This window comes from Clostridium sp., from assembly GCF_047718555.1.
GTDB lineage: Bacteria > Bacillota > Clostridia > Clostridiales > Clostridiaceae > Clostridium_I.
This window is the reverse complement of the sequence record NZ_JBDNRK010000006.1, coordinates 1-22544: the sequence shown is the minus strand read 5'-3', so window position 1 is coordinate 22544 and position 22544 is coordinate 1. Positions and strand designations below refer to the sequence as shown.

Annotated in this window: 22 protein-coding genes; 1 reads left to right on the top strand and 21 read right to left on the bottom strand. The window is 30.9% G+C overall.

Annotated features, from left to right (window positions below):
• Positions 1 to 16: 16 nt before the first annotated feature.
• Complete coding sequence (gene dnaG, locus ABF633_RS03925) at positions 17 to 1789, bottom strand: DNA primase (protein WP_415522394.1); 1773 nt, start codon at positions 1787 to 1789, stop codon at positions 17 to 19.
• A gap of 315 nt (positions 1790 to 2104) precedes the next feature.
• On the bottom strand, positions 2105 to 3133 hold the full coding sequence (locus ABF633_RS03920; protein ID WP_415522224.1) for a deoxyguanosinetriphosphate triphosphohydrolase: 1029 nt from the start codon (positions 3131 to 3133) through the stop codon (positions 2105 to 2107).
• A 325-nt stretch (positions 3134 to 3458) separates the two neighbouring features.
• On the opposite strand from ABF633_RS03920, the gene ABF633_RS03915 reads away from it, so the two are divergent.
• Positions 3459 to 4529, top strand: coding sequence for a CotS family spore coat protein (locus tag ABF633_RS03915; RefSeq protein WP_415522222.1), 1071 nt, complete (start codon positions 3459 to 3461; stop codon positions 4527 to 4529).
• A 239-nt stretch (positions 4530 to 4768) separates the two neighbouring features.
• On the opposite strand, the gene ppdK is transcribed toward ABF633_RS03915, so the two are convergent.
• From ppdK to dnaJ, 19 genes are all read right to left on the bottom strand, one after another.
• A complete protein-coding gene (gene ppdK, locus ABF633_RS03910; protein WP_415522220.1) occupies positions 4769 to 7399 on the bottom strand; it encodes a pyruvate, phosphate dikinase in 2631 nt (876 codons plus the stop codon).
• A 59-nt stretch (positions 7400 to 7458) separates the two neighbouring features.
• A complete protein-coding gene (locus ABF633_RS03905; protein ID WP_415522218.1) occupies positions 7459 to 8100 on the bottom strand; it encodes a helix-turn-helix transcriptional regulator in 642 nt (213 codons plus the stop codon).
• 267 nt (positions 8101 to 8367) lie between these two features.
• Complete coding sequence (locus ABF633_RS03900) at positions 8368 to 8943, bottom strand: DUF4342 domain-containing protein (protein WP_415522216.1); 576 nt, start codon at positions 8941 to 8943, stop codon at positions 8368 to 8370.
• Between the two features lies 1 nt (position 8944).
• Positions 8945 to 9691, bottom strand: a complete 747-nt coding sequence (recO, locus tag ABF633_RS03895) for a DNA repair protein RecO (RefSeq protein WP_415522392.1) — start codon at positions 9689 to 9691, stop codon at positions 8945 to 8947.
• A 46-nt stretch (positions 9692 to 9737) separates the two neighbouring features.
• On the bottom strand, positions 9738 to 10631 hold the full coding sequence (era, locus tag ABF633_RS03890) for a GTPase Era (protein ID WP_415522214.1): 894 nt from the start codon (positions 10629 to 10631) through the stop codon (positions 9738 to 9740).
• Positions 10632 to 10851: 220 nt separating this feature from the next.
• Positions 10852 to 11247, bottom strand: a complete 396-nt coding sequence (locus ABF633_RS03885) for a cytidine deaminase (protein ID WP_415522212.1) — start codon at positions 11245 to 11247, stop codon at positions 10852 to 10854.
• 26 nt (positions 11248 to 11273) lie between these two features.
• A complete protein-coding gene (locus ABF633_RS03880; RefSeq protein WP_415522210.1) occupies positions 11274 to 11972 on the bottom strand; it encodes a diacylglycerol kinase in 699 nt (232 codons plus the stop codon).
• Between the two features lie 23 nt (positions 11973 to 11995).
• A complete protein-coding gene (gene ybeY, locus ABF633_RS03875; protein WP_415522208.1) occupies positions 11996 to 12499 on the bottom strand; it encodes an rRNA maturation RNase YbeY in 504 nt (167 codons plus the stop codon).
• Positions 12500 to 12513: 14 nt separating this feature from the next.
• A complete protein-coding gene (locus ABF633_RS03870) occupies positions 12514 to 14568 on the bottom strand; it encodes an HD family phosphohydrolase (protein WP_415522206.1) in 2055 nt (684 codons plus the stop codon).
• A gap of 64 nt (positions 14569 to 14632) precedes the next feature.
• Complete coding sequence (yqfD, locus tag ABF633_RS03865) at positions 14633 to 15775, bottom strand: sporulation protein YqfD (RefSeq protein WP_415522205.1); 1143 nt, start codon at positions 15773 to 15775, stop codon at positions 14633 to 14635.
• A gap of 1 nt (position 15776) precedes the next feature.
• Complete coding sequence (gene yqfC / locus ABF633_RS03860; RefSeq protein ID WP_415522203.1) at positions 15777 to 16058, bottom strand: sporulation protein YqfC; 282 nt, start codon at positions 16056 to 16058, stop codon at positions 15777 to 15779.
• A gap of 116 nt (positions 16059 to 16174) precedes the next feature.
• The gene (locus tag ABF633_RS03855; protein WP_415522390.1) at positions 16175 to 16618 is read right to left on the bottom strand and encodes a GatB/YqeY domain-containing protein; all 444 of its coding nucleotides are present in this window, start codon (positions 16616 to 16618) and stop codon (positions 16175 to 16177) included.
• Between the two features lie 22 nt (positions 16619 to 16640).
• Positions 16641 to 16817: a 30S ribosomal protein S21 gene (gene rpsU, locus ABF633_RS03850; RefSeq protein ID WP_003441547.1), complete on the bottom strand. Its 177-nt coding sequence runs from the start codon at positions 16815 to 16817 to the stop codon at positions 16641 to 16643.
• Between the two features lie 177 nt (positions 16818 to 16994).
• A complete protein-coding gene (locus ABF633_RS03845; RefSeq protein WP_415522200.1) occupies positions 16995 to 17327 on the bottom strand; it encodes a histidine triad nucleotide-binding protein in 333 nt (110 codons plus the stop codon).
• Positions 17328 to 17375: 48 nt separating this feature from the next.
• Entirely contained in the window at positions 17376 to 18683 is a 1308-nt protein-coding gene (gene mtaB, locus ABF633_RS03840; protein ID WP_415522198.1) for a tRNA (N(6)-L-threonylcarbamoyladenosine(37)-C(2))-methylthiotransferase MtaB, read from the bottom strand.
• Positions 18683 to 19435 carry a 16S rRNA (uracil(1498)-N(3))-methyltransferase gene (locus ABF633_RS03835; RefSeq protein WP_415522196.1) on the bottom strand — a complete coding sequence of 251 codons (753 nt, stop codon included), beginning with the start codon at positions 19433 to 19435 and terminating at the stop codon, positions 18683 to 18685. The genes mtaB and ABF633_RS03835 overlap by 1 nt, the downstream gene beginning before the upstream one ends.
• Positions 19436 to 19462: 27 nt before the next feature.
• On the bottom strand, positions 19463 to 20398 hold the full coding sequence (gene prmA / locus ABF633_RS03830; RefSeq protein ID WP_415522194.1) for a 50S ribosomal protein L11 methyltransferase: 936 nt from the start codon (positions 20396 to 20398) through the stop codon (positions 19463 to 19465).
• A 293-nt stretch (positions 20399 to 20691) separates the two neighbouring features.
• Positions 20692 to 20886, bottom strand: a complete 195-nt coding sequence (locus tag ABF633_RS03825; RefSeq protein ID WP_415522192.1) for a hypothetical protein — start codon at positions 20884 to 20886, stop codon at positions 20692 to 20694.
• Between the two features lie 116 nt (positions 20887 to 21002).
• Positions 21003 to 22148 (bottom strand): molecular chaperone DnaJ, encoded by a 1146-nt coding sequence (gene dnaJ / locus ABF633_RS03820; RefSeq protein ID WP_415522190.1) that lies wholly within the window; start codon positions 22146 to 22148, stop codon positions 21003 to 21005.
• Positions 22149 to 22544 lie beyond the last annotated feature (396 nt).

Genomic DNA, 22544 nt, shown 5'->3' with positions numbered 1-22544 from the left:
TATCCTCCTTTCGTGTTTATAGCAAGTTATTTATTTCTTCTTGAATTATATTTAACTCTTTTACTTTCTCCAAAGATTTCTCAACCATTCCTTTAGTTTCATAATATTTTATTTCTTTCATTATTTTCTTTTTTGACTCCTCTAATTTAAATTTTTTCACATTAATTATATAATCATCAATAAGTTCTTCCATATTACAGTTGCTATTATTAAATTTTTCTTCGCAAATATTTATCCATTCAGAGGAACTTTCTGGATCATCACATTTCATTTCTATTGCCCTTTTTCTATGTTCTTCCTCCAAGGATCTATTTTCAATTATTAAATTGAATATTTTTTTATGACTTTCTAAGTTCAAGTCATCAGAAAATAATTTTCCCACTATATAATCATATGCTTCTCTATTACAATACATAAGTTTTAATAAAAGTCTTTCTGCTTTAATATAAGCAGGCTCTAAATATAATTTTTGTCCATAATTATCCATATTATTCACGTTTTGTAAACCATTAGTGTTTTTATGCATTTCATCACTTAAAAGGTCATAAATTGCTTGCTCTTTTATACCTGTATTTTCTGAAACTTTTTTAATATAAACATCCTTTTCGATGGGATCAAGATCAATTAAAATATCAGCTATTTGCTTTATATATGCAGGTATTTCCTCATTATTTTTAAAGTTAACATTATCTCCTGCTCTTTTAATTCTATAATCTATAAGCGGCATAGCATTATTTATAAGCACTTCAAAAGCTTCTTTACCATTATTTCTTATAAATTCATCTGGATCCTTTCCTTCTGGTACCTTCAACACTTTTACAACGAGTCCTACATCTCTTAATATTTTCAATCCTCTTAGAGTAGCTGTTTGCCCTGCTGTATCTGCATCATAGGATATTATTATATTATCAGCATATCTTTTTAGAAGTTTTGCTTGGCTTACTGTAAGTGCGGTACCAAGTGATGCCACTGTATTAGTAATTCCATATTGATGAAGAGTTATGCAATCCATATAGCCTTCAACTATTATAAATGTTCTTTTATTATCTCTTTTCAGTGCAAAATTTAATCCATATAGATTTATTCCCTTTTTAAACAAAGCAGTTTCTGGCGAATTTAAATATTTTGGTTTTGAATCATCTAAAACCCTTCCCCCAAAGCCAATAACTCTTCCTTTATAATCAAACACCGGAAATATAACCCTATTTCTAAATCTGTCATACTTATTACCTTTTTCATTTTTTATTATTAAGCCAGCATTTAATAAGTCTAAGTCAGAATAACCTTTTTTCTTTAGAAAATTCATTATTCCATGCCAATCATTTAGTGCATATCCCAAGCCAAAGCTTCTTATGGTGCTCTCCAATATACCCCTGCCTATGAAATAATTTTTCGCCATTTTATTTGAATTTAAATTAGAGAAAAAAAATCTTGCAGCATCTACATTAATTTTAAAAAGTCTATCATTTTCATTCTTTTTCTTGCTATTACCCTTTTCAAAATAATCTAAATCTATATGAATTCTTTCCGCAAGTATTTTTACTGCTTCTATAAATGACAAATTTCTTGTTTTCATGACAAAGGTAATTACATTTCCTGCTTCACCACAGCCAAAGCATTTATATATTTGTTTATCTACAGACACACTAAATGAAGGTGACTTTTCGCTATGAAAAGGACAAAGTCCCATATAGTTTCTACCACTTCTTTTAAGCTTAACCGTATCAGATATTACATCTACAATATCATTTTCATATTTGATTTTTTCTATAACATCTTCAGGTATCACCAGCACACTCCCACCTAACTAATTATTCTAAGACACCTCAAAAAACTAATCAGTCAGTATGCTAGTTTATTTTGCATCATATACTTCTTTAAATTCCTATGCACCATTATCATGGGAATCTGCATTATGGTCTGATACAGAATATACCAACACCTTTGCCTTCCTATTTTTTTAGATGCCTAACACCAACTATCTAGTATTTCGACAAAAACTTTTAAATTCCTTCTTCTTTTTAAAAATTTGTTTATTTTATTGTTTATTTTATTATTCATGAACTATTTTACCCAAATTAATTGATAAATTATTCTAATTATTTTAATAAACTACTAATTTGGGTACATATTTTTCATTAAAGGTTAGTAAGCAATAATCATCGCTCATTCCAGATATGTAATCAGCAACCCCTTGATAAAGTCCTTCTCTCTTAACTATATCTCTATAAAATTGTGGAAGCTCTTTTTCATTCTTTAGAAAATAAAAAAATACCTGTTCAAGAATAAACTTAGCTTTATCTCTTTCAACCTTGAGTTTACTGCCACTATACACATTCTTAAACATAAAACTTCTAAGACCTAAAAGTGCTGCTTCTATATCTTTACTTAAACTTACTTCTATTTTGCCCTCTTCAATATTTTTAAGAGTATTATATATACAATCTTTAACTAAAGTATCTATTCTGTCACTACAATTAGTTCCTAAGATTTCTATATAATCTTTTGGTAATTCCTCTTCCTGTAAAATTCCCGCCCTTATAGAATCATCTATATCGTGATTTACATAGGCAATTTTGTCACTATATTTAACTACCTGACCTTCCAAAGTAAATGCCCTTTTATTTTTGTTGGAGAATCCACTGTGATTAAGTATTCCATCCAATACCTCTTTAGTAAGGTTTAAGCCCTTACCTTGATTTTCAATCTTAGTAAGTACTCTTATGCTATTAATATTATGACTAAACCCAGTTGGTAAAAGTTCATTTAGAATCTCTTCTCCATTATGTGCAAAAGCCACATGGCCTATGTCATGTCCTAAGGAAATGGCTTCTATAAGATCTTCATTTAACCCTATACCTTTTCCTATAGTTCTGGCAATTTGTGATACTTCAACCGTATGAGTAAGTCTTGTTCTATAATGGTCACCAAAGGTTTTTATAAAGACCTGAGTTTTGTGTTTTAATCTTCTAAAAGATTTGCTGTGAACTATTCTATCTCTATCTACCATAAAGGAAGTTCTTATTTCATCAGGTTCTTCTTCTATTTCTCTTCCTATTGTCCTTACAGAGATAGTACCGCAAATATTCATTGATTTTTTTTCTTTTTCCTCAATTATCTCTCTTATACTCATCTTGATCACCTATCCTAATATCTTATTCTATAATAATTGCTAAAACTCCTTTTTTTATTTATATTGTTTTAAAATAATGTATTAGATATTCATTATTTTATTAATAACCTTTCATTTAAACGTATATTATAAAAATTTTATTAATATGATTATAATGTAAAGTCAGCTACATAAAAAAATATTAAATCAAAAATATGTCACAGCTATACTCTGCAAAATCAAGCTTATTCTGAAGATAGTTTAGTTATCAAAAGATCAGCTTAAAGATTAGACTAGCATAATGTCCACTTAATTTTAAATATCTCTTATGTAAGGAGTGTTAACTATGCCTCAGCCGGCTGTAAAATATATTTTATTATCTGAAGATAAATTGAGAAAATTCATATTAAGCAAGTATAATCTACAAGATGCTTCTATTTGTCAAATAAAGTTTAAGGACACCGATAAACAAAGAGCTGTATATAAAGTAGAATCTAATTCTAAGGCCTATTGTTTAAAAAAAGTTTACTATACCAAAGAAGAACTTCTCTTTGTATACTCCAGTATTGAATGGCTTTACAGATTTCAATTAAATGTTCCAAGAATACTCCCCACAAAATCTGGTGGCAGATTTGTTATCTATAATGATATGATCTTTATACTAACTCCTTGGATTGAAGGTGAAAAGTGTGACTACGATAATACTACTCATATAATTGAATCTGCCAAAACCTTAGCCGAAATGCACAAGGCCACAGAAAACTTTTTTCCCATGACAGGAAGTAACATGCGACTTGGATATGAAGACATGTATTCATCCATGAATAGACATTTTCATCAATTAATCAGTTATTCAAATTTGGCTTTTGAATACCAAGATATTTTTTCCGGTATATTCGTCAAGAATTTTCATGTATGCATTAATTTAGCTAAAATATCTAATGATGTAGCTTCACATATAAATTCCAATAATATGAGAAAATCTCTTTGTCATTTAGATTTTGTAAATAAAAATATAATATTCGATAAAGATAATAAGGTCTGGATAATAGATTTTGATAAATGTAAAATTGACTATTGTGCTCATGATATATCTTATTTTCTTAGAAGATTTTTAAAACGTGAAAGTACAAATTGGGACTTAAAGCTTTTAGTAAATTGTCTATACGAATATGAAAATATTACTCCTTTATCTATAGACGATTATAGATATATTTTATCATATATTAGCTTTCCACAAAAGTATTGGAAATTGGCACGGGATTATTATAATAATATAGATAAATGTAACAAATCTGCATTTATAACTTTATTGGAGAAAACTGTAAAACACACAGAGAAACAGCTGGAAATGGTCTATAGATTTAGAGACTTTATCAATTCATCTAAACTCAGTGGGAGTTTGTATTCCCACTGAGTTTAGATGAATTATCCAGGGACGTAGCAGCCGTTATCTCCCACTTTGATAGAAAAGCAGAGAACCAAAATCTTGGATTTTGTGTGAATCGCTTTCGCTGTGTGCGATGGGAGTATTACGGATGGTAGTCATCGGATAAAAAAATGATTTAGGCGATGCCGCTTGCTGCACCGCCTAATATTATAATTCTAATAATTATACTGTATAAGAACTCAAACTGATGTCTAGAACTCTGTTTATTACCTCGGATTTTTCACCTGAGCTTGTGCTGCTGCCAGTCTTGCTAGAGGTACTCTAAATGGTGAACAAGATACGTAGTCAAGCCCTACGTTATGGCAAAATTCAACTGAGGATGGATCTCCTCCATGTTCTCCACATATACCAAGATGTATATCTGGTCTAGTTTTCTTTCCAAGTTCTGCTGCTATTTTTACAAGCTTTCCTACTCCGATTTGATCTAATTTTTCAAAAGGGTCAAATTCATATATTTTATTTTCATAATAGTCATTTAAAAATTTACCTGCGTCATCTCTAGAAAATCCAAATGTCATTTGAGTTAAATCATTTGTTCCAAAGGAAAAGAATTCTGCTTCTTTTGCAATTTCATCTGCTGTAAGAGCAGCTCTTGGTATTTCTATCATAGTTCCCACACTATATTTAAGTTTTTCTCCACTTTTATCAATTATTTCATCAGCAGTCTTTACCACTATATCCTTAACAAATTTTAGCTCTTTTATTTCACCAACAAGGGGAATCATAATCTCAGGTACTATATTAATTCCTTTTCTTTTATTTACTTCAAGAGCCGCCTCTATAATAGCAGTAGTTTGCATCTGTGCAATCTCAGGATAGGATACAGTAAGTCTGCATCCTCTATGCCCCATCATAGGATTAAACTCATGCAGCGAAGCTACTGTAATTTTAAGTTCATCAAAACTTATCCCCATTTCCTTTGATAGTGCTCTTATATCTTCTTCTTCAGATGGGAGAAATTCATGCAGTGGTGGATCCAAAAATCTTATAGTTACAGGTTTACCTTCCATAGCTTCATATATACCTATAAAATCTTTCTTTTGCATTGGCAATAACTTATCTAAGGCTTTCTTTCTCTGTTCTACAGTAGTTGCTACTATCATTTCTCTTACAGCTGGAATTCTATCTTCTTCAAAAAACATATGCTCAGTTCTGCATAGCCCTATACCCTTGGCTCCAAATTTAACTGCTTCCGTAGCTTCCTTAGGTGTATCAGCATTTGTTCTAACCTGAAGCTTCTTAATATCATCTGCCCATTTCATAAAGATTTCGAAATCACCGCTATTTTCAGGTAAAGTAGTTTTTATAGCTTCACCATATACATTTCCAGTACTTCCGTCTAAAGAAATATAATCTCCTTCAGAATACTGTTTTCCACCAACCTGAAATACTTTTTTTTCTTCGTCGATATTTATCTTGCCACAACCTGCCACGCAGCAAGTTCCCATACCTCTTGCAACTACCGCAGCATGAGAAGTCATACCTCCCCTTACTGTAAGTATACCTTCTGCTGCAACCATTCCCTCAATATCTTCAGGAGATGTTTCAAGCCTTACCAGCACTACTTTTTCTCCTTTTTCATGGTATTTTTTTGCATCTTCTGCAGTAAAATAGACCTTACCACAAGCAGCCCCTGGTGATGCTGGCAAACCTTTGGCTATACAGGTAGCCTTTTTAATTTCATCTGTATCAAAAGCAGGATGTAGCAGTGTTTCTAACTGTTTTGGTTCAACCTTTAGAATAGCTTCTTCTTTAGTAAGTGAACCTTCATTAACCATGTCTACTGCTATTTTCAAAGCAGATTGTGCAGTTCTCTTACCATTTCTTGTTTGAAGAAAATATAATTTTCCCTGTTCTATGGTAAACTCCATATCCTGCATATCTTTATAGTGATTTTCCAGACTGTGTGCTATATTTATAAATTCTTCATAACACTGTGGTGAATCTTCTTTAAGTTTTGTAATTGGCTGTGGAGTTCTTATACCAGCAACTACATCTTCCCCCTGAGCATTTATAAGATATTCACCAAATATTTTATTTTCTCCAGTGGCTGGATTCCTTGTAAATGCCACACCAGTGCCTGAAGTATTACCCATGTTACCAAATACCATAGTTTGAACGTTTACAGCAGTGCCCCATTCTCCCGGTATATCATTTAATCTTCTATATACTATAGCCCTGGGATTATTCCATGATCTAAAAACAGCTGTTACAGATTCTATAAGTTGATCTTTTGGATCTTCCGGGAAAGGTTTTCCTATTTCTTCAGCATAAAGTTTTTTAAACTGAAGCACTAATTTTTTTAAATCATTTTCGTCTAATTCAGTATCAAATTTAACTTTCTTTTCCTCTTTAATTTTATCAATTAAATCCTCAAATTTCCTCTTTTCAATTCCCATAACCACATCAGAAAACATTTGAATAAACCTTCTATAGGAATCGTACGCAAATCTTACGTTATTAGTTAATTTTACTATTTTTTCTACAGTGATATCGTTTAACCCTAAGTTAAGAATAGTATCCATCATTCCAGGCATAGAAACTCGAGCACCGGATCTTACTGATAAAAGTAGTGGGTTATCTGAATTACCAAAACGTTTGCATGTAATTTTCTCAAGTTTCTCTAAAGCATCATTTATTTGAATAATGATGTCATCAGACACATTTTTTTCATCCTCATAATATTTTATACAAGCTTCTGTACTTACAGTGAAACCTTGGGGAACTGGTATACCCAAATTAGTCATTTCTGCTAAATTAGCACCTTTTCCCCCTAACAGATTTCTCATTTTAGCATTTCCCTCACTAAAAAGATACACATATTTTTTATTTTCCATAGTAATATCCCCCTTTATTGACTTTCTATTTATTTTAATAAAATTAATTAAACCCTAAACTAAACATCATTTCCAAGTTTTACGAATAATCTTGTTATATTTGTCTTAGATATTTTTCCTACAATTTTGTATAATTCTTTACTTCCTTCAATAACTTTTTCAACTACAGGTAAGCTATCTACCTCATGTTCTATTATTTTCTTAGCTGCTAAATAGGCCACATCTTCTGCTTCTACGCAAATTATATTTGGCATTCTAGTCATTATGACACCTATTGGCACCTGATGCATATCTGTTCCACCAATAGCAGTTTTCAAAAAATCTTTCCTAGATACCGCACCTACAAGATAGCCTTTGTTTTCAATAAACAATGTCCCCACATCATTTAAAAACAGGTATACAATAGCATCATAAACTTTAGTTTCTTCGTCTATAACTACTGGTTTAGACATTATATCTTTTGCTTTTATATTTCTTATATAATCATATAGAATGCTATATGATGGCTTTTTCGAATAAACATAACCAACTTTAGGTTTTGCTTCCAATATTCCCGTCATTGTAAGAATTGCAAGATCAGGTCTTAAGGCTGCTCTTGTCAAATTTAATTTTCCTGCTAACTGCTCGCTGGTTATAGGCTGTTTTTCTTTTACTAAATCTATTATTTCCTTTTGCCTTTGTGATAATTTAATGATTGACACCCTCTTTCTAAATCTTACATTCTAATTATAACACTTAATTCATTTTAATTGTATAGCACTTTTTATTTTTGCATAATTTTAACATACATCATATTGGCAAAAAAATTACTTTATCCAATTATATCATTTGATCCATTTTAATTGTATAGCACTTTTTTATTTTTATGTGATTTTAATGCAGGATATCAACAAAAAAAATCACTCCGTTAGAAGGTATAAATCATTTTAATTTTATACCTTCTAACGGAGTTACTCAACAATTATTATTTACTTGTTGTTTTTGTCTTCCTTATCTTCTTTATCTACATCTTCAAACTTTACAGTATATTGATATGAATTACTATCTCCTGTGCTATTTTTATCAGCACTGTCCTTAGTAAATTTATCTTTAACTTCCTCTGCCTTATCTTTAACATTTGAAACAGCATCTTTTATAATTTTATTAACTACCTCTACACTTCCATCTTCTTTTGTGATTTCTACAGTAACTTTAGTAATCACAGCAGTTAAAAATATTACAGCAAGCAGTGCTGGCAGTGCTGCCATTATAGCAACACCTGCTGCTACACCTGCATTTACAGGTATATCAACAAGAATTTTCTCATCTTTTTTCACTACAATTCTTGTTACATTTCCTTTTCGTATAATCTCTTTCATCCATTCAACAAATTCTTCTTTTGATGTATAAATCTGTTCTTTAGTAGTTTTTGCATTTTTTTCAATATATATCAGTGCATCTACCACATTTCCATCTGTAGCCTCTAATGCCGCTTTTGCCTCAGTATAAGATACTCCTGTTCTCTCTCTTATAATATCAATTTTTTCTAATGTTATTTCTGCCACATTAATCACTCCCTCTTAAACTATTTAATATTTCTAAGCTCTTTGGTTTTTTCCCATAACTTTGTAAAATTAAGTCGCTTAAAATTTTGTAGATTTCATCCTTAATTTTACTATCAAGATTAACTCTGTAGACTTTATCCATAGATAATTTAGATAAATAATTCAACGCTTTAAAAGCAGCAAAACTTATGTTTTTTCCATTATCTTTTTCACATTGATTACAAATACCACCATAATATTGATAACTAAAATAATTAGAAACAGATAACTTTTTTCTACATTTTACACAATAATCTAAATTAAAACCATATCCAGTCAACGTTAAAAGCTTAATTTCAAAAGCTCTAGTAAGAGTTTCTATATCCCCAACCTTATTTTTTATAAGATAAAAAGCAGTAACAAATATTTTAAATAGCGCTCTATTGCTCTCACCTTCAGTCATTGATAAATCAATCAACTCGCAAAGATAGGAAGTATAGGTTAATGTATCTAAGTCAGATAAAAATTCCTGAAAGGAATCTATTATTTCACCTTCATTTATATTAAACATACTCTTACCTTTAAATAAAGTATAATTACCAAAACAAAAAATCAGTGAAATGGGCATAAGTTTACTTCTATTTTTTTTTGCACCTTTTGCTATTACAGTTATTTTACCAAATTTTTCTGTAAATATCCATAAAATTTTGTCATTTTCTTTTATATCCTGGCTCTTTATAACTACGCCTCTGCTATTAAATATAGACAGAAAATCACCCCACTATCTATATTCTATCCTTTTTTCTTAGAATTAATTATTTTTTTATTTTTTTGTATCCTAATTCATTTAGTAAAAATGGATTATCTCTCCATTCCTTTTTTACTTTAACCCAAATTTTTAAATTAACTTTTATTCTTAAAAATTCTTCTATATCTTCTCTTGAATACTTAGAAATTTTTTTCAACATACTGCCATTTTTGCCTATTATAATTCCCTTATGAGAATTTTTCTCGCAGAATAGAGTAGCCTCAATATTATATTTGTTATTATCATTCTGTTTCATTGACATTATTTCTACAGCTATACCATGTGGTACTTCCTCTGTTAAAAGTCTTAACGCCTTTTCTCTTATAATTTCACTTATAACAAATCTCTCCTGTACATCTGTAAGCATATCTTCAGGATAGTATTGTGGTCCCTCTGGCATATTTTCTATCATTATTTCAAGAAGTTTATCTACATTTTTTCCTTTAGCCGCAGATATAGGTACAATTTCTTTAAAATTAAATTTTTCAGAGTAATTTTTTAAAGTCTCTGCAACTCTCTCCTGAGTAGTTTCGTCTATCTTATTTAAAATTAAAAAGACAGGAATATTCAATCCCTTAAGTTGCTCTAAAATAAATTCATCGCCTCTTCCCATTGTAACATCTGGAGTAGTTACAAAAATTATTAAATCTACATCCTTAAAGGAATCTGTAGCAACCTTAACCATGTACTCTCCAAGCATATGTTTTGGTTTATGTATTCCCGGTGTATCTACAAATATGAGTTGAGAATTACTTCCTGTCAGTATTGTCTGAATATTATTTCTTGTAGTTTGTGGTTTATTAGATACTATGGATAATTTTTCACCCATAATATAATTTAGCAAAGTGGACTTCCCCACATTAGGTCTACCTATAATTGTAACAAAACCTGATTTATACATATTTTCTCCTTTTGTTCTCTAATAAATTTTACTTTTAAAACTGTTAGGCATATTCAAATAAATAACTAGTCAGTATGCTAGCCTATTTTGAATCCTACTGCGTCAGCAGAACCCTCAGATAGCCCACTATCCTCGGAACCTGCTTCCTTGTATGCTTCAAAATATTCGTCGCATCTTTGACTTACTATTTATTTTCACATGCCTTGGTTATTTATTACGCCTAATCTAAATCTTTTTTTGAAAATGCTCCTGGTAATATTTCATCAAGACTCTTTACAATATAGTTATTTTCATTTTTTGCCAAAACTATATCTGTACTATCATCTGAAAATTCCTCAATAACCTGTCTGCATATGCCGCAAGGATATGTATAATTATTTAGATCTCCAACGATAGCGATAGCCTTAATAGTCTTTCCGCCCTCAGATACAGCTTTAAAAATAGCGGTTCTTTCAGCACAATTTGTTGCTCCATAGGAAGCATTTTCAATATTGCAACCTGAATATATTTTACCATCCTCCATTATTACAGCTGCTCCAACCTTAAATTTTGAATAAGGTGCGTATGCTCTTTCTCTGTATTTTAATGCTTCTAAAATCAATTTTTTATAATCCATATATAAATATCTCCTATTGTGAATTCCTATTCAAACAATCTAAAGAGCAATATAGTTAAAAGTGTGCCAAATACGCCTCCAACTAACACCTCAAGTATTGAATGTACTTCAGAATCCACCCTACTTTGAGCAACTAAAAAGGCTAAAAAGTAACTCAGTATAATCACCGTTGGCTCCTGTGCTATTAAAGTAATGGTAGTAGCTACTGCAAAAGCAATAGCACTATGACCACTTGGCATACCACCTCTTAAGGGCGTACCTTCTCCAAACACAGCCTTAATTATAAGTGTAGTAATAGATACAATTACCAAGATAACAAATATCATATAGGGATTAGAGTTCTTAATCTTTGCTATTAATGCAAAGGATACAGGTCTCAATTTATCTCCAAATATAATGTAACCAACTATAACTGCATTTACGGCTGTAACTAGTACTGCACCAGCTGCTACATTCTTAGCTATTTTTGCTAATGGATGATAATAATTTGCGGACATATCTACAGTACATTCCACCGCTGTATTTATCATTTCTGCACTTATAACCATAGTAATAGTAATAGTCACAATTAGTAATTCTACTCTACTCAAAGCTGTAAAAAAACAAGCTGTAAGTACAAGAAGAGCGCCTATCATTTCTATTCTCATATTCCTTTGAGTTCTAACAGCATACAGTATTCCATCAATAGCATAATTAAAGCTATCTACCACCTTTTTTACCTTCATACTCAGGCATCCTCCTAGAAGCATTATATTCTGTTTATGTTGAATTTATTTAATATCTCTTCTTCCCTTTTTCTCATTACTGTTTTATCTTCTTCCCTTATATGATCATATCCCATTAAGTGAAGTACTGAATGAATAGTTAAATATGCACATTCTCTTATAAAAGAATGATCAAATTCTATGCTCTGAGCCTTTGCTTTTTCTAAAGATAATGCTATATCTCCTAGCACAAGCATACCCTCATCTAGAAAAATATCTTCAAATCTATTTTCACCATAAACTTGTTTATATACCTTTCCTTCAGGATATTCCAGCATAGGAAAAGACAGAACATCAGTTATGCTGTGAATACCTCTCATTTCATCATTTATCTCTTCTATTTCCCTATTGTCAATTAAAATAACTGAAATCTCATAGGGCATATTCACTCCTTCTTCTTTAAGTGCATAATCAATTATATCTCTTATTGTTTTTTCATTTTCCAGGGAAAAGTCTATTTTATCCTGTCTGTTATCAATAAAAATCATGAAAAAGTTCTCCCTTATTTTTTTATTTGAGATTTATCTATAGGATATTCAATTCTCTGATGGTAAATACCAGTTAAAGTCTTTAAAAAAGATTTTCTTATAATATCTATATCCTTTAAAGTTAAATCACAGTTATCAAGCTGTCCTTCATCCAATCTAGCTCTTATTATGTTATTAACCATTTCTTCAATCTTACCTTTGGTAGGACTAGAAATTGACCTCACTGAGGCTTCCACACTGTCCGCCAGCATTATTACAGCATTTTCCTTAGTCTTTGGAATAGGACCTGGGTATTTAAAATTTTCTTCATTTACATCATTGGGGTTTTCACTGGAATTTTTCATGGTTATATAAAAATATCTAACTAAAGTAGTTCCGTGGTGTTCAGCTATAGTATCCTGTATTGTTTTAGGTAATTTATACTCCTTTGCAAGTTCTAAGCCTTCCTTCACATGGGAAATTATAACCAAAGCACTTAAATTAGGTGATATCTTATCGTGAGGATTATCTTTTCCAATTTGATTTTCTTTGAAAAAATAAGGCCGCATTATTTTTCCAATATCATGATAATAGGCACATACCCTGGTAAGTACCGGATTACCTCCAATATTCTCTGCTGCAACTTCTGCAATATTGGCTACTAAAATACTGTGATGATAAGTACCCGGTGCCTCCATTAGCAATCTTTTCAATAAAGGCTGATTTGGATTTGACAATTCTAAAAGTTTAACTGTGGTTACAATGTCGAATACACTTTCTAAAAATGGGAGAAAACCTACAGTTAATATAGCGGAAATGCATGCACCTAGGAATGAGAATCCTGTTATTGTAAGTACATCTATAACATTATTACTAATTAAAAAGCCCACTGAAAATGTGATTATGGCATTTATTACCGCTATATAAATAGAAGAATATAATATATCATTTCTCATCTGCATCTTTCTTAAAACAATAGCCGGAATCAATGCACTAGTTATAGAAATCAGCGTTATTTGTGTATTAAATTGAACTACTACACTAATAAGTATACAATTAAGTATGCTTATAAATAAAGATACCCTATCATCTATTAGAAGTATTAAAAGCATAGGCATACACGCTAATGGAATTAAAAACGGAGAAATAATATATATAGATCTAGCTAAAATTAGAGAAATCACATTAAGTAAAAATATAAGTATTAATTTGCTGTTATCCTTAAACAATCCCTCATGATATCTATATAAATAAAATACCTCTATAAACAATATAATGAAAATCAATACTGCAAGGTTAATATAGATAAACCAATTGGAACTATTATTATTGTCTAAAAGTCCTAAATCTTCTAACATTTGTAATTGTTCTTTTGTTACCGGTTCCCCTTCTTTGGCAATAATCTGATCCTTTTTTATTATAACAGGTGATACTTTCCTTTCCGCACTATCTCTCATTTCCTGTGTTTTATCTTCATCTAAAAAAAGATTTGGCTTTATGTAAGAATTAGATATTATAGTTCCCAAATCAATTATATCTTTATTGAATTTAGAATTGCTAAATTGCAAATTTATATAATCTTGAGCTTTCTTAACATCATCACTATTACTTTCTCTTATGTCATTAGAATATATTCCCTTAATATTTTTTATAATTAAAGCTTGAAGACTATTAAAATCATCTTTACCCATTGAAATTAAATTATTAATCTCAATATCCGATAAATTATAAGGTATAGAATTTTTAATATTAGAAGCTTTTTGATTTATATCTGCATTAGAATTTCTAATATTATTTATCTTATCAAAATTAGTATTTAAATCTGCCTCTGAATTTCCCTCTACCTCTGTCTTTTTATTATACTGTTGACCTACTAAATCCGCTGCCTGCTTTCTTCTGGCATCAGTAGCCAATCTATCTTCTACTTCCCTTGAAGCTTTAATATCAGCTTTAGCTATATCGCCTTCCTTAAGATCGTATTTCTGAGTTACAAGAGAAGTAAGCATAATCCCGTAAATTATAACAAATGTAACAAAAAAAATATATACCTTTCTCGCATTTTTTCCTTTTATTAAACTTAATAATTTCATATAATTCACCCTTTTGTTTATCTAAGACATTTTCCACTATTTATTTTGCAACTACTCAAATTATTTATTTTGAAGTTTCTGCTATATCTTCTTCTGTAGTTACTAGCACTCTTACTTTACACATATTTCCCTGAACACTACTCTCTACTGCTCTATCAATAATATTAACAGACTTATCAAAATTTATCACTAAATTTTGATATATAGCATCTGCGGTTTGGTTCACAGCAACTTCAGGATCTGTTTTAATATTTTTTTCCTTAACCTCATAGTATATTTCCTTTTTTATGAAATTATCATTTTCTTCTATTCTATCATATTTGGCAAATTTGTTTAAACTATTTTTTAAATAAAATTTTTTACCTAATATAGGTATATAATAATTTATAATCTTATTACCTGTCCTATTTTTTTCCGTCCTAGACAAAGGAACCTCCCTTGTTTCTTCATAATAAATTTTAGCTATAACGCTGCCACTAGCATGTACCTGATAAGTACTCCCTTCGTTTCCCTGCTCACCTTTAACAATAAGCTGGCCTTTTCTAACTATATCCCCTTGCTTAACCACAGCAGTTCCGGCCTTTGTATATATTCTCACTATCTGACCATCTTTTTTTGCCACAAGATTACAGGGTGAATCATCATTAATTACCTCAGGGGGTGACTGCCTTTCCGTAGCTGTTACCTTAAGCTTAGAGCCTTGTATTCTCACTCGTACCCACATTATATTTTCATTATTAGTCTTTAGTTTTTCTTCTATATCGTACACATTTATATTCCTTTTATTTATGCCGGCAGTTATGCCAATATTCTTAAGCTCATCTCTTATTTCATAGGGTGCGATATTTTTTTCAGTAGTTATATCAATACCCCATATATAATTTGATAAATAGCATATAATTCCTATAAAAATAAATACACCCAAAACCATAGCTATTCTATTCTTTAGCTTCATTTTAAGAAATATCATACCTCTTCTATTTATTATCTTTATCTTACTTTTAGTCCTTGCAGCCAATTCTTTTACCTTATAGTAATTATTAAAGCTTGTATCAAAGGTTATAACATTTATACTATTTCTCTTTATATTTGTTATTACTATACCATGACTCCACATCACATTTATAATTCTCTCAATCTCTTTAGACTGAAGCTGTACCGTTATGATTCCATTTTTATACTCTTTAAAATTAAATTTATCTCCCATTTTATTTCCCCTCATATTCCACAGACTTAAAAATGCCACTTAGCACTATAGTCGTACCTGAAATAAATAGAATTTCAAAACCACTTCCCTGTACACCTATATTACCAAGACTGGATTTTATTCTTATAAAATTATCACTAAACTGTAAAATCCCCTGATGATTTTCGATGGTTATTTCATCATTTCCAACAATGATTATCTTAGGTATATTTAAGACAACATCTCTAGGTATATCTAATTTTTCAGCCAGATCCTTTTTTACCTTTGAAATCTTATTCTGCATATTCTAACCCTCTAACCTACAAAAATGCTCTCATGTAAATTTATGAAAGGAAAATGGAATTAATTACTCAAAAAAATAAAAAGCCCGGCAAAACCGGACTTAACATATTACATTACTTATTTTAAATATTCCTTTACCAAGCTACTAATCTTGCTGTTATCAGCACGTCCCTTAGTTTTAGGCATTATAGCAGCCATAATTTTTCCCATATCTTTTATGCTATTAGCGCCAACTTCACTAGCTGCACCTTTTATTATATCTTTTAATTCATCTTCTGTTAATTGCTGAGGAAGGTAACTCATAAGAATTTCAATTTCAGCATTAGCTGTATCAACTAAATCCTGTCGTTTGCCTTTTTCAAATTCAAGCAAAGCGTCACGTCTTGACTTAACTTCCTTTGCCAAAACCTCAATAACTTCTTCGTCATTTAATTTAACTGCTTTTGTCTTTTCAATTTGTAAAATAGCAGCTTTGGCCATACTGATCACATTGGCCTTAAATTTATCTCTACCTTTTAAGGCATCTTTCCAATCCTGCTGTAGCTTTTCCTTAAGGGACATCCGTCTACCTTCTTTCAAAACCCTATTTAAACTTTCTTTTCCTAGCAGCTTCTGATTTTTTCTTTCTCTTTACGCTAGGTTTTTCATAATGCTCTCTCTTTCTCACTTCTGAGAGAACTCCAGCTCTAGCACATTTTCTCTTAAATCTTCTTAAAGCACTTTCTAATGTTTCATTTTCTCCAACTTTAATTTCTGACATCTGTATCCCTCCCTCCGCTAGTACAATTCAAATCTTAAATTTAAACTAGCTTCTATATGGGCTAAGTAGCACATTGTTTATTATACAACATTATATTTATTAATGTCAACAATTTCAAAGGTAATAAAGAATATTTTCCATAAAATTTGTAAATTTATTCTATTTTATACCTAAAGGCTAATCTAATTTCTTACCTCCTAGAAGGTGGAAATGTATATGTGATACTGTTTGACCACCATCTTCTCCACAATTTGATATTATTCTATAGCCTTTCTCTGATATGCCCAATTGCTTAGCAATTTTTACCATTACAGTATAAATATATCCTACAAGCTCCTCATCCTCAGCTTTTAAATCATTAGTACTGCTAATGTGTTTTTTTGGTACAGTTAACACATGCACTGGTGCCTCTGGATTTATATCCTTAAAGCTAAGCACCTTGTCATCCTCATATACTTTATCACAAGGTATCTCACCTTTTATGATTTTACAAAATAGACAATCTTCCATTTTATCATCTCCCTATATTATTTATTCAACAAAATAGTTCATTTTCCTTTAGATATGGTGAATTTCTCCAAGTAAATATTCATCTTCAATTTCAAGCAACTCTGTATTCTCTATTTTTGAACACAGACTCTTATTGGATCTTGAAACTACTTTTATATAGTTTGGCGTATAACCTTCATACAAATTATTATTTTCTTTAAAAACATCTTCATAGAGCACCTCAGCTTTAGTTCCTATAAATCTACTAATGAACTCTCTTTCTAATCTATCATTTAATTCTATTAAAGCCTTGCTTCTTTTCTCTTTTGTATTTCCATCAATTTGATTTTTCATTTCAGAGGCCTTAGTTCCTTCTCTTGGACTATACTTAAATATGTGCATTTTTGATAATTTTATTTCCTTTAGAAAATTATAGGTAGTATCGAATTCCTCATCTGTTTCTCCAGGAAAACCTACAATTACATCTGTAGTAATAGATACATCTTTAATATTATTTCTAAGATCTGTAACTATATTTTTATATTCCTCTGAAGTGTATTTTCTATTCATTCTTTTAAGTGTTTCATCACATCCACTTTGAAGTGAAAGATGAAAATGAGGACAAAGTTTTTTTAGAGAAGATATTCTTTCAATAACTCCCTCAGTAAAAAAAGTAGGATCAATAGAACCTATTCTCACTCTATTAATTCCCTGTATTTCATCTATTTCCTCTAATAGACTTACAAGATTATAATCTCCTTTTATATCTACTCCATAGGAAGCTGTATGTATTCCTGACAAAATGATTTCTTTAAAACCATGATCAGCCAACTTTTTTACTTCTTTTAATACCTTTTCAGGCTCTTTACTGCATACGCCACCTCTTGCATAGGGTATTAGGCAATAGGAACAGAATCTGTTACATCCATCTTGTATTTTCAAGAAAGCTCTTGTTCTATCCTGGTATTCCTCTATATTTAACTCTTCAAAAGTCTTATCCGTAAATACATCATTTACCGCTATAATTTGCTTTTTCTCATTCATTGCTCTATTTACAAAATATACAATTTGCCCTTTATTTTTTGTACCCAAAATAACATCTACTCCATCTATTTTGGATATTTCATTAGAGGCAACCTGTGAGTAACATCCAACTACAGCAATTATAGCCTCTCCATTTAACTTCTTAACTTTACTTATCATTTGCCTGGACTTCCTGTCACCCATATTAGTAACTGTACAAGTATTTATAACATATACATCTGCCGCATCACTATGTGTTACAACCTGGAAACCTTCTTTTATAAATTTTTCTGCCATGGCCTCAGTTTCGTACTGATTTACTCTGCATCCTAATGTAACAAAAGCAACCTTCATTAAATTTCTCCTCCAATATCTCCTAGCTCATACATTAACAAAGAGGAACAAACAAAGCCTGCAGTTTCAGTTCTTAAAATTCTTGGTCCTAAAGTCACTATATATGCACCAATTTCCTTCAATTTCTTTATCTCTTCCTCTTCAAAGCCACCTTCCGGTCCAACCATTATGGCTATAGTATTTATTTTCTTTCCTTTTAAATTAGCAATCATATTTTTAATTCCTTGATTCTTTTCATTCTCATAGGGTATAACTACTAAATCGAAATTCTCTACTTCCTTTAAGAAATCATTAAATTTAATTATATTTTTAACCTCAGGTACAATGGTTCTCTTACTTTGCTTACAAGCCTCCAGGGCTATTTTATTCCATCTTTCTATTTTTTTTGACTCACTCAACTCATTTTTTACTATAACCCTTTCCGTTATGACAGGGGTAACTGACATTACACCAAGTTCTGTAGCTTTTTGAATTATCAGTTCCAATTTTACAGCCTTAGGTAATCCCTGATATAAATGAATTTTGATATTGCTTTCATTATTTATATTAATATTTTCAATGATATTGCAAGTGATTAATGCCTTATCTATAGATTTTATTTCCCCAAGAAATTCTTTTCCAATACAATTATTTATATTTATTTTATCTCCTATTTTAAGCCTTAATACTTTATAAATGTGCTTAACATCGTCCCCTGTAATAATGGCAATGTTATCCTTAATATTGTTTTCAGGCACAAAAAACTTATGCATAAAATCCTACACTCTCCCTACTGCTGGTTAAAGTTGAGCTACTATACATATCCACTCACCTTGGTTATTTACTTCAAGTATATCGAATCTATTTTTCTTAAGAGTAGCAATAACTTCTTCTGCCCTATCTTTTATTATACCAGAGGAAATAAAATAACCTCCCTTTTCTAGAAATTTAAGTACATCTGGAGTAAGCAGCATTATTATATCTGCTATTATATTGGCAACTACAATATTGGCTTTTCCATCAATAACTTCCATAAGGTTGCCATGTATAATTTCAATGTTATTTATATCATTATATTTTACATTTTGTTTTGCTGAATCCACAGCAACAGTATCTAAATCTACACCTATAACTTTTTTAGCATTTAATTTTGCAGCAGTAATAGCAAGTATCCCTGAACCTGTTCCTATATCAAATACTGTTAAGTCGTTTTTAACGTATCTTTCTAGAGCCTGAACGCACATTCTTGTAGTTTCATGGGTGCCGGTACCAAAAGCCATTCCTGGATCAAGTTCCACAACCAGTTCATAATCTTCTTTATCGTAATCTTCCCAAATAGGCTTTACCACAACTCTTGCTCCTACTTTAGTTGGCTTATAATATTTTTTCCAGTTATTTTCCCAATCCGCTTCATTTACTGTATTTACAGTAACAACTCCAGCTCCCTTATCTATACCAAACTCACTGAGGTTATCTATAGATTTTTTTATATATTCTATGTATTCATTAAAATTTTCGTCTTCTTTGTAATATGCCTTTATGGTAGTTCCATCTTTCACTTTTAAAAGCGTTTCATCAAAATAATCCCAGTCACCAGGATGCTTCTTTTTAAACTCTACATCATTAGGATCTTCTATGGAAACTCCTTTAACATCCGTATTATATAATATTCCATTAACAGCCTCTACAGCTTCACTAGTTGTAATTATGCTAACCTCTAGCCATTCCTTTTCCATTATGTATTTCCTCCAATTTATATTTCATGTATTCTAATATACACCCATTGATTTTACTTTATATATAAACATAGTATAATTAGCCTAATCTAAATTTTTTCATATAATAATCTATAGTAAGTCATCTAAAAAAAAATAGCAAGTGAAATAAATAACCTTCAATTAGTAATTTAAGAATTTTACAAAATAAAAAAGCATTCCGGGCATATAAGAAAATTTATGTAATTTTCTTATATCTATTATTTTAGGCAAAACCTAAAATTCTTAACCGAAATGCGCAAAAATTATAAATTTTATTTTACCACACCAGCTTCCTCTATTTGCTCATCAATTTTCTTAAGAAGAGTCTTATATTCTCTTATTACTTTCCTAACTTCATCTTCCCCATATTGCATTTCATCACTTATATCATATCTTAGTTCATCTATTCTACTAGTAATTAAGCCCCGTAACTTTTTGATATCATCATATTCTAAACTTATTCTCATAAAAACCCCTCCTAAAATTATTTTTATTTAATAATACTTATCCCTAGTATTATTATATCAAAAAAATCGCACATAATATGTACGATTTTTAAATTTATATATAAATTAAACTCATCTTATTTAAATCCATGTTTTAATTTATCATAAAAGGAAGACTTTTTATCACCAGCTTCAGAGGTGCCTGCACTTGCCTCTTCAAACAGTTTAAGAGCTTCTTTCTGTTTTTCATTCAATGTCTTTGGTATATCTACTATTACTCTTACGTATTGATCTCCTCTACCACTTCCATTAACTCTTGGTACGCCCTTACCTCTAAGTCTAAATCTTGTTCCCGGTTGAGTACCAGCTGGAACTGTATATTTAACATCCCCATCTATGGTTGGAACTCTGGTTTCAACACCTAGAGCTGCATCTGCAAAGGATACGTGAGTATCTATAAATATATCAAAATTCTCTCTTTTAAATATTTTATGAGGTGCTACTCTTATATTTATATATAGGTCTCCTGCAGGGCCACCATTTTTTCCATGTTCTCCATGGCCTCTTAATGGTATTACATTTCCAGTATCCACTCCTGCTGGTATCTTTACTGTTATCTTTCTCTTCTTTCTTTGCACACCAGCACCATGACAATCATGACATGGATCTGAAACTATAGTTCCCTTGCCACCACATTTATCACAGGTACTTTCACTTACAAAGCTTCCAAGAGGTGTATTCCTTTGAACTCTTATACGTCCGCTGCCATGACATTTATCACAAGTTTTCGGAGAAGTTCCAGGCTTCGCTCCGGTCCCATGACAGGTTTCACAGGATTCACTTCTGGTAATAGATATTTCTTTATCTACTCCAAAAACAGCTTCTTCAAAGGTTAGATTTATGGAATATTCCATATCATTTCCTCTTTGAGGAGCATTTGGTCTTCTCCCTCCGCCTTGAGAAAATCCACCTCCGAAAAATGATCCAAAAATATCTCCTAAATCTGAGAAGTCAAAACCACTTGCATCATAGCCGCCAAAGCCTCCAGCGCCAGCGCCATTGAAATCAGCAGTACCAAATTGGTCATATTGTGCTTTCTTTTGAGGGTCAGATAAAACCTGATAAGCCTCATTAATTTCTTTAAACTTTTCTTCTGCTTCTTTGTTTCCCTGATTTTTATCTGGATGATATTTTATAGCTAGCTTTCTAAAAGCTTTCTTTATTTCATCATCACTGGCACCCTTTTGCAATCCAAGCACCTCATAAAAATCTTTTTTTGCCATCCCATTCACCACCTACGTAATTAGTTATTTACTCTTAACTGAATATACCAATAGTATAATTTGTATACACTATAAATAATTATACTTTATCTTTATACAATTTATCTAGAGCAATATTTTCTTTATTTAAGAGTTTCTAACTTAAAATTAAGGGAACGGTAAAACCCTTCCCTTATATTTAGGCATCATAAATAAATAACCAGCCAAGTCAATACGATAACAATCTTTGACCTTTTATTTATTTTCAGATACATTATTATACTTTATCAATTGAAGCAAGTTCTTAATTCAGGTGGGAATTCTTTTACCCCATCTGAATTTTAGAACTGCAAATGCATGGCTTACTTGGCGTTGAACTCCCACTTGAAGAAAAGCAGAGAACCAAAATCTTTTTTT

What these genes read in the sequence shown, in the direction of transcription:
- ABF633_RS03885 (WP_415522212.1), bottom strand. Translation starts at nt 11,247, where the DNA reads ATGGATTATAAAAAATTGATTTTAGAAGCATTAAAATACAGAGAAAGA.
- ABF633_RS03870 (WP_415522206.1), bottom strand. Translation starts at nt 14,568, where the DNA reads ATGAAATTATTAAGTTTAATAAAAGGAAAAAATGCGAGAAAGGTATAT.
- ABF633_RS03835 (WP_415522196.1), bottom strand. Translation starts at nt 19,435, where the DNA reads ATGCATAAGTTTTTTGTGCCTGAAAACAATATTAAGGATAACATTGCC.
- yqfD (WP_415522205.1), bottom strand. Translation starts at nt 15,775, where the DNA reads ATGGGAGATAAATTTAATTTTAAAGAGTATAAAAATGGAATCATAACG.
- ABF633_RS03845 (WP_415522200.1), bottom strand. Translation starts at nt 17,327, where the DNA reads ATGGAAGATTGTCTATTTTGTAAAATCATAAAAGGTGAGATACCTTGT.
- ABF633_RS03920 (WP_415522224.1), bottom strand. Translation starts at nt 3,133, where the DNA reads ATGAGTATAAGAGAGATAATTGAGGAAAAAGAAAAAAAATCAATGAAT.
- yqfC (WP_415522203.1), bottom strand. Translation starts at nt 16,058, where the DNA reads ATGCAGAATAAGATTTCAAAGGTAAAAAAGGATCTGGCTGAAAAATTA.
- ppdK (WP_415522220.1), bottom strand. Translation starts at nt 7,399, where the DNA reads ATGGAAAATAAAAAATATGTGTATCTTTTTAGTGAGGGAAATGCTAAA.
- ABF633_RS03825 (WP_415522192.1), bottom strand. Translation starts at nt 20,886, where the DNA reads ATGAGAATAAGTTTAGAATATGATGATATCAAAAAGTTACGGGGCTTA.
- ybeY (WP_415522208.1), bottom strand. Translation starts at nt 12,499, where the DNA reads ATGATTTTTATTGATAACAGACAGGATAAAATAGACTTTTCCCTGGAA.
- prmA (WP_415522194.1), bottom strand. Translation starts at nt 20,398, where the DNA reads ATGGAAAAGGAATGGCTAGAGGTTAGCATAATTACAACTAGTGAAGCT.
- mtaB (WP_415522198.1), bottom strand. Translation starts at nt 18,683, where the DNA reads ATGAAGGTTGCTTTTGTTACATTAGGATGCAGAGTAAATCAGTACGAA.
- ABF633_RS03915 (WP_415522222.1), top strand. Translation starts at nt 3,459, where the DNA reads ATGCCTCAGCCGGCTGTAAAATATATTTTATTATCTGAAGATAAATTG.
- rpsU (WP_003441547.1), bottom strand. Translation starts at nt 16,817, where the DNA reads ATGTCAGAAATTAAAGTTGGAGAAAATGAAACATTAGAAAGTGCTTTA.
- dnaJ (WP_415522190.1), bottom strand. Translation starts at nt 22,148, where the DNA reads ATGGCAAAAAAAGATTTTTATGAGGTGCTTGGATTGCAAAAGGGTGCC.
- ABF633_RS03855 (WP_415522390.1), bottom strand. Translation starts at nt 16,618, where the DNA reads ATGTCCCTTAAGGAAAAGCTACAGCAGGATTGGAAAGATGCCTTAAAA.
- era (WP_415522214.1), bottom strand. Translation starts at nt 10,631, where the DNA reads ATGTATAAATCAGGTTTTGTTACAATTATAGGTAGACCTAATGTGGGG.
- ABF633_RS03880 (WP_415522210.1), bottom strand. Translation starts at nt 11,972, where the DNA reads ATGAAGGTAAAAAAGGTGGTAGATAGCTTTAATTATGCTATTGATGGA.